The organism is Nonlabens sp. Asnod3-A02 (assembly GCF_045063755.1).
In the GTDB taxonomy this organism is placed as follows: domain Bacteria; phylum Bacteroidota; class Bacteroidia; order Flavobacteriales; family Flavobacteriaceae; genus Nonlabens; species Nonlabens xylanidelens.
This window is the reverse complement of sequence record NZ_JBEFOC010000007.1, coordinates 226,795-244,273: the sequence shown is the minus strand read 5'-3', so window position 1 is coordinate 244,273 and position 17,479 is coordinate 226,795. Positions and strand designations below refer to the sequence as shown.

Annotated in this window: 18 protein-coding genes; 5 read left to right on the top strand and 13 right to left on the bottom strand. The window is 34.9% G+C overall.

Annotated elements, in window-relative coordinates; all coding sequences use genetic code 11:
• The first annotated feature begins 34 nt into the window (after positions 1 to 34).
• Entirely contained in the window at positions 35 to 898 is an 864-nt protein-coding gene (locus ACJJVN_RS04390; protein WP_405377252.1) for a carboxypeptidase-like regulatory domain-containing protein, read from the top strand.
• Here ACJJVN_RS04390 and ACJJVN_RS04385 read toward each other — a convergent pair.
• From ACJJVN_RS04385 to guaB, 11 genes are all read right to left on the bottom strand, one after another.
• Positions 895 to 1,506, bottom strand: a complete 612-nt coding sequence (locus ACJJVN_RS04385; RefSeq protein WP_405377251.1) for a DUF1684 domain-containing protein — start codon at positions 1,504 to 1,506, stop codon at positions 895 to 897. The two genes, ACJJVN_RS04390 and ACJJVN_RS04385, sit on opposite strands and share 4 nt — an antisense overlap.
• Positions 1,507 to 1,514: 8 nt before the next feature.
• On the bottom strand, positions 1,515 to 1,856 hold the full coding sequence (locus ACJJVN_RS04380; protein WP_405377250.1) for a hypothetical protein: 342 nt from the start codon (positions 1,854 to 1,856) through the stop codon (positions 1,515 to 1,517).
• Positions 1,857 to 1,891: 35 nt separating this feature from the next.
• Positions 1,892 to 3,490 carry an amidase family protein gene (locus ACJJVN_RS04375; protein ID WP_405377249.1) on the bottom strand — a complete coding sequence of 533 codons (1,599 nt, stop codon included), beginning with the start codon at positions 3,488 to 3,490 and terminating at the stop codon, positions 1,892 to 1,894.
• Positions 3,491 to 3,571: 81 nt separating this feature from the next.
• Positions 3,572 to 4,525: a signal recognition particle-docking protein FtsY gene (ftsY, locus tag ACJJVN_RS04370; protein ID WP_104515549.1), complete on the bottom strand. Its 954-nt coding sequence runs from the start codon at positions 4,523 to 4,525 to the stop codon at positions 3,572 to 3,574.
• A 597-nt stretch (positions 4,526 to 5,122) separates the two neighbouring features.
• Entirely contained in the window at positions 5,123 to 5,275 is a 153-nt protein-coding gene (locus ACJJVN_RS04365; protein WP_101012092.1) for a DUF4295 domain-containing protein, read from the bottom strand.
• A gap of 8 nt (positions 5,276 to 5,283) precedes the next feature.
• Entirely contained in the window at positions 5,284 to 5,469 is a 186-nt protein-coding gene (gene rpmG / locus ACJJVN_RS04360; RefSeq protein WP_104515550.1) for a 50S ribosomal protein L33, read from the bottom strand.
• 20 nt (positions 5,470 to 5,489) lie between these two features.
• Positions 5,490 to 5,729 carry a 50S ribosomal protein L28 gene (rpmB, locus tag ACJJVN_RS04355; protein ID WP_104515551.1) on the bottom strand — a complete coding sequence of 80 codons (240 nt, stop codon included), beginning with the start codon at positions 5,727 to 5,729 and terminating at the stop codon, positions 5,490 to 5,492.
• A 59-nt stretch (positions 5,730 to 5,788) separates the two neighbouring features.
• Positions 5,789 to 7,045 carry a CinA family nicotinamide mononucleotide deamidase-related protein gene (locus ACJJVN_RS04350; RefSeq protein WP_405377248.1) on the bottom strand — a complete coding sequence of 419 codons (1,257 nt, stop codon included), beginning with the start codon at positions 7,043 to 7,045 and terminating at the stop codon, positions 5,789 to 5,791.
• On the bottom strand, positions 7,046 to 7,381 hold the full coding sequence (locus tag ACJJVN_RS04345) for an Hpt domain-containing protein (RefSeq protein WP_405369588.1): 336 nt from the start codon (positions 7,379 to 7,381) through the stop codon (positions 7,046 to 7,048).
• Positions 7,378 to 7,992, bottom strand: coding sequence for a fumarylacetoacetate hydrolase family protein (locus tag ACJJVN_RS04340; RefSeq protein WP_104515554.1), 615 nt, complete (start codon positions 7,990 to 7,992; stop codon positions 7,378 to 7,380). The genes ACJJVN_RS04345 and ACJJVN_RS04340 overlap by 4 nt, the downstream gene beginning before the upstream one ends.
• A 3-nt stretch (positions 7,993 to 7,995) precedes the next feature.
• Positions 7,996 to 9,468: an IMP dehydrogenase gene (gene guaB / locus ACJJVN_RS04335; protein WP_104515555.1), complete on the bottom strand. Its 1,473-nt coding sequence runs from the start codon at positions 9,466 to 9,468 to the stop codon at positions 7,996 to 7,998.
• 189 nt (positions 9,469 to 9,657) lie between these two features.
• Here guaB and ACJJVN_RS04330 point away from each other — a divergent pair, with 189 nt between their 5' ends.
• Positions 9,658 to 10,746: a DNA topoisomerase IB gene (locus tag ACJJVN_RS04330; protein ID WP_405377247.1), complete on the top strand. Its 1,089-nt coding sequence runs from the start codon at positions 9,658 to 9,660 to the stop codon at positions 10,744 to 10,746.
• Between the two features lie 11 nt (positions 10,747 to 10,757).
• On the opposite strand, the gene ACJJVN_RS04325 is transcribed toward ACJJVN_RS04330, so the two are convergent.
• Both ACJJVN_RS04325 and ACJJVN_RS04320 read right to left on the bottom strand, forming a co-directional pair.
• Positions 10,758 to 13,190, bottom strand: a complete 2,433-nt coding sequence (locus ACJJVN_RS04325; RefSeq protein WP_405377246.1) for a hypothetical protein — start codon at positions 13,188 to 13,190, stop codon at positions 10,758 to 10,760.
• Between the two features lie 83 nt (positions 13,191 to 13,273).
• A complete protein-coding gene (locus tag ACJJVN_RS04320) occupies positions 13,274 to 13,855 on the bottom strand; it encodes a ribonuclease HII (RefSeq protein WP_405377245.1) in 582 nt (193 codons plus the stop codon).
• A 77-nt stretch (positions 13,856 to 13,932) separates the two neighbouring features.
• Between ACJJVN_RS04320 and ACJJVN_RS04315 the strand changes: the two genes are divergently transcribed.
• The 3 genes from ACJJVN_RS04315 (at position 13,933) to ACJJVN_RS04305 (ending at position 17,473) form a co-directional block, all read left to right on the top strand.
• Positions 13,933 to 15,906: a putative porin gene (locus tag ACJJVN_RS04315; RefSeq protein ID WP_405377244.1), complete on the top strand. Its 1,974-nt coding sequence runs from the start codon at positions 13,933 to 13,935 to the stop codon at positions 15,904 to 15,906.
• Positions 15,907 to 16,075: 169 nt separating this feature from the next.
• Complete coding sequence (locus ACJJVN_RS04310; RefSeq protein ID WP_104515622.1) at positions 16,076 to 17,086, top strand: hypothetical protein; 1,011 nt, start codon at positions 16,076 to 16,078, stop codon at positions 17,084 to 17,086.
• 99 nt (positions 17,087 to 17,185) lie between these two features.
• On the top strand, positions 17,186 to 17,473 hold the full coding sequence (locus ACJJVN_RS04305) for a hypothetical protein (RefSeq protein WP_146080406.1): 288 nt from the start codon (positions 17,186 to 17,188) through the stop codon (positions 17,471 to 17,473).
• Positions 17,474 to 17,479: the final 6 nt, after the last annotated feature.

Genomic DNA, 17,479 nt, shown 5'->3' with positions numbered 1-17,479 from the left:
CGTTCTTCTTATGTTTGAGTAACTTAACCAACTTATGAAACCAGCACTACTCTACTTCTTTTTATTCGCAACCAGTTTTTGCTTCTCACAAAGAACAATTACTGGGACAGTTAGCGATGTTAATGGAAAACCTATTCTTGGTTCCACCATTAAAGTGAAAGGAACATTCATTACAACTGTATCAGACCTTAGTGGTAAATATTCCATTGCTATTAATCAAAATGATTTTTTAGAATTTTCATTTTTTGGATATAAGACCAAGGAAATTAAGGTAGAAAATCAAGAGGTGATCAACATTGAACTTAAGGAGGATCCGGCTTTTATAAACGTTTACTTAGGAAGAGGAAGAGAACAAGATCTGAAATTAATCACAGGAATCAATTATGAAACTTATGGATTTCATTTTTCTAGTAAACGCAGAATAATACCTAGACCTTATTCTTTTGATTTTGGAGCACAATCTGGTTTTAATGGAAACTATAATTATAATTTAGGTTTAGAACGTAACATAAATTTTAAAGATTACACTTCGATAGATCTAAAAGCCGCTTTTGAAACGGCAAATTTTAATGATAATCAGTATCATAGTTATAAAATAAGTCTGAGTAAATTATTTAGTATTCTCTCAGCAACTAAGCATCAACAATTTAGCCTAATTAGTGGTTACATGAATTATAACGGGCGTTTTGATAGTAATCAAATAGGTTACGGTTTAGGATTGAAAAGAGAAATGTGGAATTTAATCCTAAGTTCAAGTTTCATTTATTGGCAAGATTTCAATGAATTGAACGCCCAAATTGTTTACTACATCAATAATTTTAATTTAAATATAGGCTACAAACACCTCGCTAGTTATGAAGAATTTCAACTAGGATTAGGATACTCCTTCTATTTCTAAAACTTCCTAAAACTCTTAAAACCTTTTTTAACACCTGCCGTTACTTCTAGAGGCAAATAATTCTCTGCAGAAGGAATCGGACATGAAAACCGATTACTATAAGCACAATAAGGATTATACGTATTATTGAAATTAAGAACTACTTTTTCACTTAATGGAGATCTCAATTCCATATAACGCCCAACGACATAAGAGCCTTTATCGTTAGTCTTATCTGTAAAAAACACCGATAGGTAATTGTAGTACTCTGGATCATCTTTTAAACTAGGGCTAGATAAAACTAGTAATTTACATTTCTTCCCTTTTAAAGTAAAGTGTAAATAGCCATACTTGACATAAGAAGCAATGCGAGAGGTAGATGTTGCTAGCTTCACCTCTTCTGTATTATTTATTTTTTCAAATCGAGCTTCAACAACAAATTCAGGATCAAAATCATAGAAATTCAAATAGCCGAAGGTTTTTCTTTCTTTGGCCGTTAACACATTATTCTCTCCCGACTTATATTCGGCAGATAAATTCTTGCGGTAGTCTAATGATTCTTGCTCATAATCTTGCGCCGATAATCCTAAACTAAAAACTAATACTAAAAAGGTAAAAGTGATTTTCATAAGATCATTTAATAAAATGGTGTCGCACTTATATTCCAAATATACTCTGCTATTTCATTATAATAAAATCGAGACAGCGTGACGATTAATGCAGCAATAACCGTTACTATCCAATGGTAGTTTTTAAATAAAACGCTAGCGCCGGTTAGTATCAATACTATCAAATGAATAGCCGCCATTAAATAAAGTGGATAATAAGCATTTGATGGAGCAAGTGGATTATCCCACACCGGATTTGTAAAAATTTGTCCAATAACAACACATAAATAAAAAGCAGCATAAATAGCAATCACTTTAGTTACAGTCGCGATACTCTTACTATTCCATATAGGCGGTCTTGTTTCTTCCAATTTCTATGCTGTTATAAATTCTTAAAATGTAGGTCCTAATTTTTATAATCTTGTGGCATGACTCTATGATGAGTCATTTTCTCATAAGCGGCAGCCCAATTAAAAAGTAGCCTGTCCTCTTCATTAGGTGCTATAAAAGTAAGTCCATAAGGTTCTCCTTTGTCGTCATAACCCATAGGAACTGTCATCGCTGGAAAAAAAGCAACAGCAGCGGTACCTGCGGTGTAATTATTAATAGATATAAAACCACTCAAATCATGAGTCTTTATAAGTTTATCAAAATATTCTTGCGCTCTAGCCGTCATAGCGGTCTTAAATTCCCAAAACTTTCCATCTGTTATACTAGGCTCGTCAATAATACCCTGGAATAAACTTTGCCCATAAGGCATAGATCGTATCGAGTCTTTTTTATTTAGATCCATAACCGTATTCACATCCCAACCGCGATACTTAGAATTAGACTGACCTGCAAAATAAGCAGGAAGATCTCTCTTCATATCGGCATTAAGCAATTTTAAGAAACCATCTAATTGCGGTCTTGTATCATTTAACTCTATAAGCACCGCACCAGCTTTTTCTAGATCTAACAATGCTTGTGCATATAAAGGATTCTCTCTGAAAGAGGTCCATACTCCAAAACGCACACCTTTTACAGTTGCATTTTCTAAGTTATGAGCACCAGATCTCTCTATTAATTCAAAAGGCACACCTAGTGCTTGAGATAAAATAGCATTATCTATAACATTTTTAGTCATAGGTCCTGCGGTATCTAAATAACTAGAAATAGGCACAATTCCAGAACCACTAAAAGTCCCTGTAGAAGGCTTATAACCTACAACACTATTTTGAGACGATGGTGACAATATCGATCCAGAAGTCTCTGTACCAATAGCAGCAACAGCAAAATTTGCAGCAACTGCAACACCACTACCACTACTAGAACCACCTGTATCTAGAGACCTTCTTCCGTATGGGTTTAAAGTCTGTCCACCTACTGCACTATAACCACTAGGACAGTCCCCACAGAAAAAGTAAGCCCACTCACTTAAATTAGCTTTACCTAAAATAACAGCACCTTCTTGTCTCAGGTTATTAACAATTTTAGCATTTTGAGAAGTTTGATTACCTATCAACACAGCTGCACCAGCCGTGGTAGGCATATCTATTGTATTGATATTATCCTTGAGTAATAGAGGCATACCTCTCAAAGTATGGTAAACTATATCTGCACCATCTTCCTTTAGGAAAGCAAGGTCTTTGTCGGCTGCATCTGCTTGCATTAAGACATTAGGATTGATGCTGATTACTGCATTAAGTGATTTTGAATTTTCTCTATCATACTTATAAATTCTTTTTAGATAAAACAGAGTAAGATCACGATAAGAAAGTTGCCCACTAGCAATGGATTCTTGGATTTCAGGAATACTCTTCTCTAGAATTAGATCTTTTAAGTTTCCGCTTTCGCGAAAGCTAACCACCTCATCTAGCAAATCGCCAAAAATCTGATCTTTTACCAGGTACTTAGAATCTATTACTTTAAATTCTCTAAAATCTTTACTTGATGATTTAACACCTGTATCTGAAGATTTACATGCTAAAAAAAGCAGCGGTAAGAAGTATAAAATTTTTCTCATTTGGTAATTTTGTATAAAAATAAAACTCTCGCAGATATATTAACTATCTACGAGAGTTCTAAATATATGTTTTAATGTATTCTAATTGAAGAAACTGTCTACAAATTCTACTTTATTAAAAACCTGTAAATCTTCTACTCCTTCTCCCACACCTATATAACGTACAGGAATTTGAAATTGGTCAGAAATACCGATCACTACACCACCCTTTGCAGTACCATCCAGTTTTGTAACCGCAAGACTACTTACTTCGGTAGTAGCTGTAAATTGTTTTGCTTGTTCAAAAGCATTTTGCCCTGTAGATCCATCTAGCACTAACATAACGTCATGCGGTGCGTTAGGTATTATTTTTTGCATTACTCGCTTTACTTTAGAAAGCTCGTTCATCAGGTTGATTTTGTTATGCAAACGACCTGCGGTATCAAGAAGTACAACGTCTGCATTTTGAGCTACTGCACTTTGTAAAGTATCAAAAGCAACACTAGCAGGGTCACTACCCATATCTTGCTTAACGATTTCTACACCTACACGTTGCGCCCATATATCTAGTTGATCTACTGCCGCGGCTCTAAAAGTGTCTCCTGCACCTAATACAACTTTTTTACCAGCCTTTTTAAGTTGGTAAGCCAGCTTACCTATGGTAGTCGTTTTACCAACACCGTTAACACCTACTATCATTATTACATAAGGACCGTCAGTTTCTGGAATAGTAAATTCTGTAGCATCGCCATGATTTACCTCACTCATTAATCCTGCAATCTCCTCACGCAATATACCATCTAGCTCTGACGTACCTAAGTACTTATCTCTTGCTACACGTGCTTCTATGCGATCTATAATTTTTACCGTAGTAGCTACTCCTACATCACTAGAGATCAACACGTCCTCGAGATCATCGAGAACATCTGTATCTACAGTAGACTTTCCAGCTACGGCTTTACCTAATTTATCAAAAAAGCTGGTTTTAGACTTCTCCAGCCCTTTATCTAGGGTTTCTTTTTTTTCTTTAGAAAATATTTTTTTGAAAAAACTCATGGTTTGTTTAAAAGTGATACAAAAATAGGAAAGTTAATTGCAATAACGACTATCGATATGATTAAAGGATGGTTATAAGTAAATGAATGATTGATTTACAACCAGACAAGCCTATTTCAACACACTAACTGAACTAAAAATATGAATCTATTTAATATTGCTAGACGCACACAAGTAACTATGATAACAAATGTTAAAAATTAAGACTTGAAATTGTTAGCCTAAAAAAAATATTAGATTCTTTTAAATAAGCACGAGAGCATATCATCCATTATTTCATAAAATAGAAGTAAAAATAAAAATACATGTAATTGCTGCTTTTGTAATTTACAGCTAGAGCTAAGAATACTCTATAACGTAGAAAAGGTCAACATTTAATTATAAAATTAATTTTACATTTAAATGAAGAGATAGAAAATAAAAAAAACACCATAAACATGGTGCTGCAAAATACTTTAAAGAATGAAGTGTCTTACAAATAATACCCTAATAGTGTATCAAATCTTAATGAGTAACAATAGACTTTAAAACTAAAAGGGATATAATAAAAAAACGTCTTACTTTTCAGCAAGACGTTTTTACGTTTTAATAACCAACTTATTTCTTATTCAAGAAATCGTTTACTAAATCTGGCGCCATAATAGCACTTACAAATGTATAAGCTCCTGTTTTAGGAGATTTTACCATTTTGATTGCTTTCGTTAATCTTACATTTCCCGTTTGTAGGGATGCGATGGATTTCTTTGCCATGTCTTAAATTATTTAATTTCTTTATGAACAGTCATACGCTTCAAAACCGGATTGAATTTTTTAATTTCAAGACGATCTGGCGTGTTCTTCTTATTCTTTGTCGTGATGTAACGAGACATACCTGGCATTCCAGATTCTTTGTGCTCTGTACATTGTAGAATCACTTGAATTCTATTTCCTTTACTTTTTGCCATCTTATATAACTTTTATAAAACTACTTAGTATAAAGACCCTTAGCACGGGCTTCTTTAATTACTTGAGTAATTCCTTTCTTGTTGATGTTTTTTATTGCTCTAGTAGACACTTTTAAAGTGATCCACTTATCTTCTTCAGGTAGATAGAATTTCTTCTTGAAAAGGTTAACGTTGAATCTACGCTTAGTTTTATTCATAGCGTGAGAAACGTTGTTCCCAGTCATCGCTCTTTTACCAGTAAGTTCACAAACTCGAGACATGATTATTGTTGTTTAAAATCGGAATGCAAAATAACGATATATTATTCGATCTCACAAGTCTATTGACCACCCTTTTTCAATAATTCTTTTTGAAGTAATTCAAACGCCTTATTTACCGTCTTCTGAATCACTCTTTCTCGATGATTTCCCATCATGAATTTTAACGCAAAACTCTCATCCTCTGTAGCTATACCAATGTATACAGTCCCTACCGGAGCATCGCTATCACCCTTTGAGGGACCAGCATTACCTGTGGTCGCAATAGCATAATTTGATTCAAATTTTTTCTTTGCAGCCACAGCCATCGCCTCTGCAACTTCATGACTTACTACCGAGTATTTATCTATTAACGTCTCGTCGATGCCTAAGATGTCCACTTTGGACGCTGTAGCATAAGTTATCGTGCTTCCTTTAAAAAATTGTGAAGCTCCAGGAATTTCGGTGATTAAATTTGCGATTTTACCGCCGGTACAACTCTCTGCAGTTGCTAGACTTTTATTCTGTTCTTTAAATAAACGACTCACCTGATCTACTAGACCTTCTTCATTACTTTCTCCCACAATAATATCTGGAATAAGTAAGTACAATTCTTTTATTTGATCATCTACACTTTTAAGAATGTGATCTTTATCCATTCCCTTACTACTCAACCTTAAACGGACTGTACCTAAACTAGGCAAGTAAGCTAACTTGATAGATGCTGGTAAATTATTCTCCCAATCTTCTAATCGAGTAGCTATGGTACTTTCTCCCTGTCCAGCCGTTAAAATAGTCCTGTGGTGTATAAATGGCAATCCCGGCATTGCTTTTAACCTAGGTAAAACTCCTGACAACATGATCTCCTTCATCTCAAAAGGAACTCCTGGCATAGATATAAATATAACACCGTTATTCTCAAACCACATTCCTGGTGCCGTACCAAAATCGTTTTTAATAATCTGAGCCTGAGAAGGTACAAGAGCCTGATCTTTATTCATATCTACCATAGCATCTTTTACATATTTTGCAAATAATTGCGTCACATGATCTAGAACATCTTGATTAAGTACAAGAGTATCATTTGTATACTCACAGATTGTTTTCTTGGTTATATCATCTTTTGTAGGACCTAAACCACCAGTCATGAGCACGATGTCAGATTGGGATTCCGCTTTCGCGAAAGCGGACAAAATATGCTCTCTATTATCACTTATAGAAATAATCTCATACACATCTACTCCTATTTTATTGAGTTCTTGAGCCATCCATTCTGAATTAGTATCCACAATCTGACCGATGAGAATCTCATCACCTATAGTTATAATAGTCGCTTTCATTTAGAAATCTCTTTTGAGCTGGATTAATATTTCGCTTAAATTTTGATTAAGACGCAGGAAATCTTCTTTAATATTTAATTCTACATCGCTTTTACCCCACAATTCTAAGGCTGCAGCATGTCTAAAGGACTCTATACCGAATAATTCTAGAGTCGGTTTTATCCTGTGAGCATAACGATGTACCCCAGCACGATCTTGCTCACTTACAGCTACTGCAAGACGTTCTAGATCGCGAGGTATATCTTTTATAAATGTATGCACCATGAGTTTAACAAAATCGCTGTCATTATCTGACATAGCTATAACGTTTGTTAAGTCGTAGGATATTTGTTTCATTTCACTTTAATATCAAACATCTCCTTACCGTGAAGAACACCTTTTAAAACGTCATTTTCTCTCACTTTTGAAACGCCGGCCGGAGTTCCTGTAAAGATCAAATCACCTATTTTAAGTGTAAAATATTGAGATACGTAAGCTATAATCTCATCGATTTTCCACAACATATGTGAGGAATTTCCATCTTGTTGCAACTGTCCGTTTTTAAACAATTGAAAATCGAGGTTATCCATTTCTGGAAGCTCTTTTTTATTTACAAACTCTCTAGAGACTACTGCTGCTCCGTCAAAAGCTTTTGCTTTTTCCCATGGCAGCCCTTTCCCTTTAAGTTTTTGTTGCACATCTCTAGCAGTAAAATCTATTCCTAAACCTATTTCTTCATAGTATTTATGAGCAAATTTTTGATCTATATGCTTCCCTATACGATTGATTTTAACAATAATCTCTACCTCATGGTGCACGTCATCTGTCCATGGTGGTATAAAAAACGGTTGTTTATGTAATAATATAGAAGTGTCTGGCTTTAAAAAAACGACAGGTTCTTCTGGACGCTCGTTTGCTAGTTCTTCTATATGATCTGTATAATTACGACCTATGCATATAATCTTCATATATTATCTACTATAATTAGGTGCCTCTTTTGTAATAGTAACGTCGTGTGGGTGACTTTCCATCATTCCTGCCGAAGTAATTTTAACAAAACGACCAGATGCTTTTAAAGACTCAATATCCTTTGCTCCACAATACCCCATACCAGCTCTTAAACCACCTATGAATTGCGTCATGCTTTCTACTAAATCTCCTTTATAAGGAACACGTCCCACGATACCTTCTGGCACTAGTTTTTTAATATCATCTTCTACATCTTGGAAATAACGATCTTTAGAACCATGCTGCATCGCCTCTACAGAACCCATACCACGATAAGATTTAAATTTACGACCGTCATAAATAATAGTTTCTCCAGGAGACTCTGTCGTACCAGCTAGCATAGAACCTAGCATAACACAGTCTGCTCCTGCTGCTATTGCTTTAGGAATATCACCTGTGTAACGTATACCACCGTCTGCAATTACAGGAACACCAGTTCCTTTTAAAGCATGAGCTGCCTCCATGATCGCACTTAATTGCGGGAAACCAACTCCAGCGACTACACGAGTTGTACAAATAGATCCAGGACCTATTCCTACTTTTACAGCATCTGCACCAGCATCTGCCAAGTATTTTGCTGCCTCAGAAGTAGCTACATTACCTACCACTACTTCTAGTTGAGGGAATTTTGCTTTAACTATTTTTAAAACATCTACCACACCTTTAGTATGTCCATGAGCTGTATCGATAACAACAGCATCTACTCCAGCAGCAACTAGCGCAGCTGCTCTTTCTAATGCATCACCTGTTACACCTATGGCAGCTGCCACTCGCAAACGACCGAACTCATCCTTACTTGCATTAGGCTGTAAAGTAAGCTTAGTAATATCTCTAAAGGTGATTAAACCTTCTAATTTACCAGAATCATCTACGACTAATAATTTTTCTATTTTATGTTCTTGTAGAATTACCTCAGCTTCTTGTAAAGACGTACCAGTCTTTGCCGTAACTAGGTTTTCTGAAGTCATCACTTCCTTTACCGACCTATCATTATCTTTTTCAAAACGCAAATCACGATTAGTAATAATACCTTTTATAAATCCTTGCTCATCGATTATAGGTATACCACCTATACCATGTTCCCTCATACTAGCTTTGGCATCACCTATGGTAGCCTGTTCTGTAAGAGTAACCGGATCGATAATCATACCGCTCTCTGCACGTTTTACGCGACGTACTTTTTGTGCTTGCGCATCGATAGTCATGTTTTTATGCAAAATACCTATACCGCCTTCTTGAGCCATAGCAATAGCCATACGACTTTCTGTAACGGTATCCATGGCTGCCGATATAACCGGAGCGTTAAGCGTTATGTTTCTTGTAAATTTAGTTTTAATACTTACTTCTCTAGGAAGCACCTCGCTATATGCTGGTACTAGAAGTACGTCATCATAGGTTAAACCTTCACCTAAGAACTTGGAATCGTGGGAGATCATGCAATAGAATTTTATTGCACACAAAGGTAACTTTTTAATTGCTGCCTTTATAGGTAATTTTATATTAAAAACAAGATATGTTGAACTTTAACCTTTAAAATATCTTTAGTTAATAAACATAGAACTTAAATTATAGCCAATTACCTATTTATTAGGTCAGACAAAAAGAGTTCTTAATTAAATTTGAGTATGACACTGACCTCAAAGCAAATAAAAGAATGCCTTACTCAACCAGAGGCAGCTGCACATCTAGCAGACCTAGTTTATATTCAAGACCAACATCTTTCCATACATCGTAAAAAGCATGGAAAAGGCTTCACCTATTTAATAGATAACAAAGAAAGATTAAGTGACGCAAAGCAATTAAAAAGAATAAAATCACTTGTCATACCGCCAGCATGGCAAGAGGTACGCATCAGTAAAATTCCTAATGGTCATTTACAAGTGGTAGGAAGAGATGATAAGGGTAGAAAAGTCTATTTATATCATAACATATGGACTTTATTACGCAATCAGACTAAGTTTTTTAAAATGTCCGCTTTCGCGAAAGCGTTACCCAAAATAAGAAAAAGATTACAAAAAGACCTAGACCTAAAAGGGGTGCCTAAGGAGAAATGCCTAGCTCTAGTGCTATCTATCATGGATTTAACCTACATAAGGGTAGGTAACCAATACTATGCAGATAAAAACAAAACCTACGGACTTTCTACTTTGAGAGCCAAGCATGTAGATGAAGAGGATGGCAGAATTCTATTTTCTTTTACCGGCAAAAAAGGTGTTCAACAAAACACAACGATAGAAAACCCAGAGTTAATAGAATTTATCCACCAGTGTGAAGAGATTCCTGGATGGGAACTTTTTAAGTATTATGACACAAACGGTAAACACCACGCTATAGACAGTGGTATGATTAACGATTATATGCATGAAATAGCTGGAGAAATATTCAGCGCAAAAGATTTTAGAACATGGGGAGCAACTAGAGAGTTCTTTGAAAAAATAATAGAATTACCCCAACCAAAGTCTGAAAAAGAATGCGATAAAAACATTTTAAAAGGTTATGACGCGGCAGCTGCGGCATTAGGAAACACGAGAGCTGTGTGCAAACAGTATTACGTACATCCTCAAATTTCAAATATTTATGGCACTGATCAATTTGCGGATTATAGAGATAAAATAAGGTCTTATAAAGACGATGCTCTTTTTAGCGCATCAGAAAAATGCATACAAGAAATTATTGATGAGTTTGAGATAACATTTTCCCTAACCAAGGAATAACCCTATTTAATTTACCATTTATAGATAATGACATCATCTCCATCTAGAGTAGACAAGTATCTATTTTTAGACTGTGCAACATCACTTTGTGATTTCCCGTACACTGGCAATGAAGATAATACCTCACCATCTTTATCTAAAACATACACTCTATGCTCTCCAGTTTCTACCACGTGGATAAAATCACCGCTAGATAAATGTTCTACTTGCGCTGCCAGATACGTACCGTATGGCAGCGTTATTTTTTTATTATTAATGGTAATATTATTATTATCCTGTATCAATTTAATAGAACTCGTAGCATCTAGCCCAGCGTCTTTATGATAAGAACCTGTATACTTGAGAACCCCTTTAACAGGATCTAACTCCATTAATTTACCGCTCTCTGTTAGGGCAATAGCTTTGTTTCTATACAAGAATATTTGAGAAGTTAGCTTCACTTTTTCTTTAACCTTTGTACGCACTCCACCTGTCCTGTTTAATAAAGCTACTGAGTTATCAGCTTTAGCAAAGGTTATATAATCCTTCTTCCCTACACGTATATGTTTAGGTTGAGTTTTTATAGCAGCATCTTTTTTATACTTAAAACCAGTTACCGTTTTACCATCTCGATCTAGCATTACCAGCTCTTCTCCTTGAGTAACTAAAAATCGATAATCTCTTTTATTATCATAATCAAATACACTTAAAGGTTGTGTAATAGCATCTTTAAACCTTTTAGGATATGCATTAACATCTCTACCATTTCTATCTAGAAAATAAACTGAACTACCGGTTGCAAACACCATCTGTTTGCGACCATTCTTATAAGCATCTGTCACTTCTATATTTCCTAGAATAAGACCATCTAACTTTTTACTCCACCATTTTACTCCTGTATCTGATAACAAATGCAAGGTAAAATCTTCATCTTGAAACGCTACATCATGCTTCTTATTTAAATGATTAGGAAATAAGAATGGACCAGCCACAATCTTCTTAGGTGATTTATAAGTACCTACCTGACTTACCTGTTGCTCTACATCATTAGAATTTACAATAGGAATAAGCATATGATAATGAGCGTACTCGTCTTCATGAACATACTGACTTACCATTAGTGGATAATCATCTTCATTTAACTTCTCAATGACTTTAAGATCATTCTTACTGCTCTTTGATGCGATATTCTTAAATTCCTTGAGACTAGTTATCTTGAGCAGACTACTGCTAGAACTTAAATATTCGCTCGTGTTTTCCCACCACGATTGCTCTGAAAGTACAGTTTTATTCTGAAAATTAGATATAAACTCTTCAGGTGTTGTGGAGCTGTTAGAAAAGATAAGGTGCTCTTCTATAACCATGACATATTTATATTCTCTAGCCATTACAAGCGGTTGTATCGCAGCAGTTTTCACAGGGTTAGTCAGTTCATAAACTACTTGATCTCTGTAAGTAAACTTTGCTGTAGAAAGACTATCTAGATTCATAAAGATGGCCTCATATGGTTTTAAAGTAAATACCAGAGCATTAGTTTTTTCTAGATAAACTTCACTCATTTCTTGAGTATTATCTAGAATCTCCATGAGCTGGCTGCCTACTTTTACATCGTTGCTATGAAACCTTCTCAGATTATCAACTAACTGCGATGGCTTCTTATAAGTAACTGACTTTACACTGCGCAAACTTACTGGCACAATTTCTTGTATGCGATTTTCAGTAGATTGAATATTATTATATAAATCGTGATCCATTCTTACACTATCGCGATAGGTGATCACACCATCTAACTGTAGTGCAACATCATTAGGTTGCACCTCTAGTTGATACCATTGTGCATGATTACCGTTGTCATTTATATTCTTACCTAATAAAAATTGTTCAAGCCATTTCTTTTCTGTAGCCTTTACAAAAAAGGTATTACCACTTTTTGTTCTTTTATAAATTTTCTTAAATCCATCGTCAAAAACATAATCATCTACATTTCTTCTTATCAAACTTTCTATCACCAATTGAGAAGAACTAGCCAGATGCATTCCCTTATGGTTTATAGCAAAATAAGCCCCATCAGGTTTTTGTGTTTTAATAATCTCTTCATTATTATAATTAATCAATGATGTGACACTAGTAGAGTCATTAACTTGCTCAATAGGTGACGTGATAAGTGTAATCACTACTTCATTTTTACCTTGCATACTCAATGCTATTAGAGAGTCGTCTTCTAGATCGTAGTATTTTAAAAATGATGCTGCGGCTTTCAATTCTTTAACACGTGAGAGATTAGCTACATCTTGATACAATGGGCTCGTACTAAAAAACTGATCTAAATCTTCAAGATTATCTGTATGCACAATAACCTTAGAGTCTGTAGGAATGCGATTTATAAGATCATGATTAATAAACTGATCTTCTTTACAGCCGGTAATTGTTAAGATAATAATTATAAAGACTAAAAAATGACGCATAGAATTGATTTGGATAGACAAAAATAAAAATGAAATTACTTCTAAACCACATATTTAAGAACAACTTATGTAACTAATATGAATTAATCTGGCAGTAATTTAAAACTCACACGATGATAAGGCGTGGCACCGTATTTTTTAATTGCAGCTCTATGTTTCTTAGTAGGATAGCCTTGATTTTGTTCCCAACCATATTCAGGATGTTCTAGTGCGATGGCAGCCATATAATCATCTCTATATGTTTTGGCTAGTATAGATGCCGCAGCGATATGTAGATACTTACCATCACCTTTTATAACTGTTGTAGACTCTACATCAGGATAAGGATTAAATTTATTACCATCCACAGCAATATGTTCTGGCCTTAGCTTTAGCCCATCTATAGCCTGGTGCATCGCAAGAATACTAGCTTGTAAAATATTAATACGGTCTATTTCACCCATCATAACATGGGATACATGATAATCTAGAGCCTGCTCTTCTATTAATGTTCTTAATTCATACCTACGCTTTCGCGAAAGCTTCTTACTATCATCTAAAAGATCAGATTCAAAATCTTGCGGTAATATTACGGCAGCAGCGGTTACTGGACCAGAAAGACACCCACGACCAGCCTCGTCTGTACCACATTCTATGATCCCTTTATGTATTTGATTTAAAAGCATTTTCAAAAGTACATAATAGCACGAGTTTAAAAACGTTTAAATGGTTACTTTTGAACCTTGAGAGTGTACCCTTTTTTATGAAACGTCTTTTATTTTTATTGTTTTTAATGCCATTAGTTCTTTTTTCTCAAGAAAGAGAAATTTTTGAGCAAAATGGAACAGGAACATATGATAACCTTAACAACCCTACTAATGAGAAGGAGGTCAGCGTAAAAGGAGAAAAACCACCTATTACTGATTATCTAATCATCACTCAAAAGCGAGATACTACACATCTAGATACAACGCTTACCATGGCAAAGGATTTTAAATTTAATTTTTTGCGCAAAGATGATTTTGAATACATTCCCTTTCATAACGTAGGTCAACCTTATAATCAATTAGGTAAAAGTTTTGATCTCGATCTACTATCACCTAGAATGGGGTCACAAGCCAGACATCAAAATTATTATGAGATAGATGACATACTAGACTATTACGTCCCTACTCCACTAACAGATTTATATTTTAAAACTGTTGTAAATCAAGGGCAGCAACTAGAAGCTCTCTTTACTTCAAACTTATCACCTCAATTTAATTTTTCTATAAGTTACAAAGGAGTACGTAGCGCAGGAGATTACATAAACACCTTAACTAGCTCTGGCAATTTTAAATTCACATCTAATTACACATCAAAGAATAAACGTTATAGATTAAGAGTTCATACCGTATTTCAAGATCATTTTAATGAAGAAAATGGCGGTCTAGAAGCAGCATCACTTCAAGGTTTTATAGATGACACAGAAGATTTAAGTAATCGAGGTCGTCTAGAACCTAATTTAACCGATGCAGAAAGCACCCTAGATGGTAAACGTTTCTATATAGACCATGATTATGAATTAATAGGCGACAAAGACAGTACTTCTTATTATAGCGGTCGTATTTACAACAAGGCCTACTATGAAGATAAATTCTATAGATATTCTCAAGACACTGCCGATGAAGATTTTTTAGGAGAATCCTATATTTCTACTAATCTAGAAGATAAAACCAATCTAGAAGAAGGTATGATAGAAGCTGGTGCGTCTTATGAACACCATTTATTAGGTTACTACAAAGCTGGTGTAGCTAGACATAAATACAATTATGGGTATGACCGATTAATAAATCAAGCTAGCGGCGTTATTAATAATAGACTGATAGGTGAACTTTATCAATTTAAAGCAGAATTTGCAAAGCGCGTCGGTAAATTTGATATTACAGCAAACGGTGGTGTAAATATAGCTGGCGACCTAGACGGACAGTTTATAAACGGTCAGGCCTCTTATAAATTTAAAGATTTTGATGTAAAAGCTGGAATTGCGATAAGCTCCAGAGCTCCTGATTTTATTTACACACTTCACCAAAGTGACTACATCAATTACAACTGGCAAAACAACTTTAATAACACAGAGAAGCAAGAGTTTAACTTCCGCATCAACTCTGAAAAGTTTTTAAATGCCCAAGTAACTTTCACCACTTTACAAGATCATGTTTATTTCTCTCAAAATCTCGTGGTTGATACCGATGGTAATACAACTGGATATAATGCAACGCCTATTCAAACTACCGGAGATATCACCTATTTAAAAATTAAAGTAAATAAAGACATTAAGTTTTTAAGAAAATTTGGTCTAGATAACACGTTAATGTACCAAAACGTGACACAAACTGACGATGTGATTAACGTACCAGATTTTACAGCTCGCAGTACTTTTTATTACAAAAACAGATTGTTTAAAAATGCTCTATTACTTCAAACCGGTATCACAGCAAAATATTTTACCAAATACTACATGGATGGTTATGATCCTGTATTAGGTGAATTCTACAGTCAAAACACTGATGAGCTAGGTGGTTTTCCTATGGTAGATTTATTTGTCAATGCTAAAATAAGACAGACTAGAATCTTCTTTAAACTAGAACATGCTAATCAACTTTTTGCAAGTAATACCGATTATTTTAGCGCACCGCGCAATCCATATCGCGACTTTACGATACGTTTTGGTTTAGTTTGGAACTTCTTTTTATAAGAATAAATCATAATATCCATCCTCTTTATACTTTTAAAATGAGTTCATAGAACATCCATTTTCAATAGTTTGCACCCTAAAAAGAATTAAAATTATACGGTTTTAGAATTATTAAAAACCAAGGTTGTTAGAATTACGTAAATACATAGAAATATTAAAACTATTAACTATGAAAACTAAAATTTTATCAATTTGCTTAATCGCCGGTTCACTTTTCTTTACATCATGTGATGATGACGATAACATCAATGAAGAAAGAGCTGACAGAGCAGAATTATACGCCACTAGTGTAAACAATGGAGACATTACCATTTATGACTTTAGTGAAAACAACAGCGTTTCTACAACTACTTTAACAACTACTTCTACTTCTAATGAAGGTATCCAGTACGACGGTTCTACTGATGAATTATTTGTTGCCTCTAGATCTTCAAATAATCTTAATGCCTTTGTAAATGTAGAATCATTTTTAACTGGTGGAGTTTCTGCAGTAGTTGGTACGAGTGGATCAGTTGATTTTGCAAGCCCAAGAGCATTAGCTGTAAGCGGTAACTCTATAGTTGTTGCAGATAATTCTAACAATGTATTTTATGTTTACACTAGAACTGCAAGCGGCCTGCAACTAACTAACCAATTCGACATTAGTTTTCCAGTATGGGGTGTAGAATTTGTAGGTAACGATCTTTATGCAGTAGTGGATTCTTCTGGAGATCTTGCTATATTCAATAACTTCTTGAGTAATTCTTCTAATGGAGCACTAGCTGCAACTAAAACGATTACAATAGAAGGTATAGTAAGAACTCACGGTATCGCTTATGACGCAGAAGACAACTTATTAATCATGACGGATATAGGTGCTGCGACTGGTACTGACTTTGATACTGATGGTGGTTTCCATATCATAAGTAACGCAACTTCTTCTATAGGAGCTGTTGCAGATGGTGGTACTCTTGCTATCGCAGGAATTCAGACTAGAGTTGCCGGTGCTGCCACATTCATGGGTAACCCTATAGATGTAACTTATGATACTAACACAAATACTGTTCTTATTGCAGAAATTGCAAACGGTGGTGGACGTGTACTAGGATTTAGTAATGTAACTGCAGGTGGTAATATTGCACCTACGGTAAACAATACGCTTGCAGGTGCCAGTTCTGTAGATTTTTATTCTGAAGATTAATTCTTAATAAATTTAAAGTATTAAAAAGGCTGTCCTATCGGACAGCCTTTTTTTTGAATCTTAATTTTTTTTTAACATAACATAGTTTACATTTGGCACTTGACTAATTATAAATCCATAATAGCCTCTTTGCTGTTGCTACTTTTTACTGTAGCGCAACTTTCTGTGGTTCATGAACTTTCTCATGACGACCACAGTCAGGAGTGTGCGATTTGTATAGTTGCTCATGACTTTCAGTCACAATCTTTTGATCTATCGTCTCAGATAGATTTTCAGGTTTTAGAAATTACTCCTTTTACAGATAGGATAGTTGTAGCTATCGCGTTTACAAAAACCGACTCTCAGCCTACCATCCACACCACTAGGCCACCGCCTTTTACTATTTAAATATCT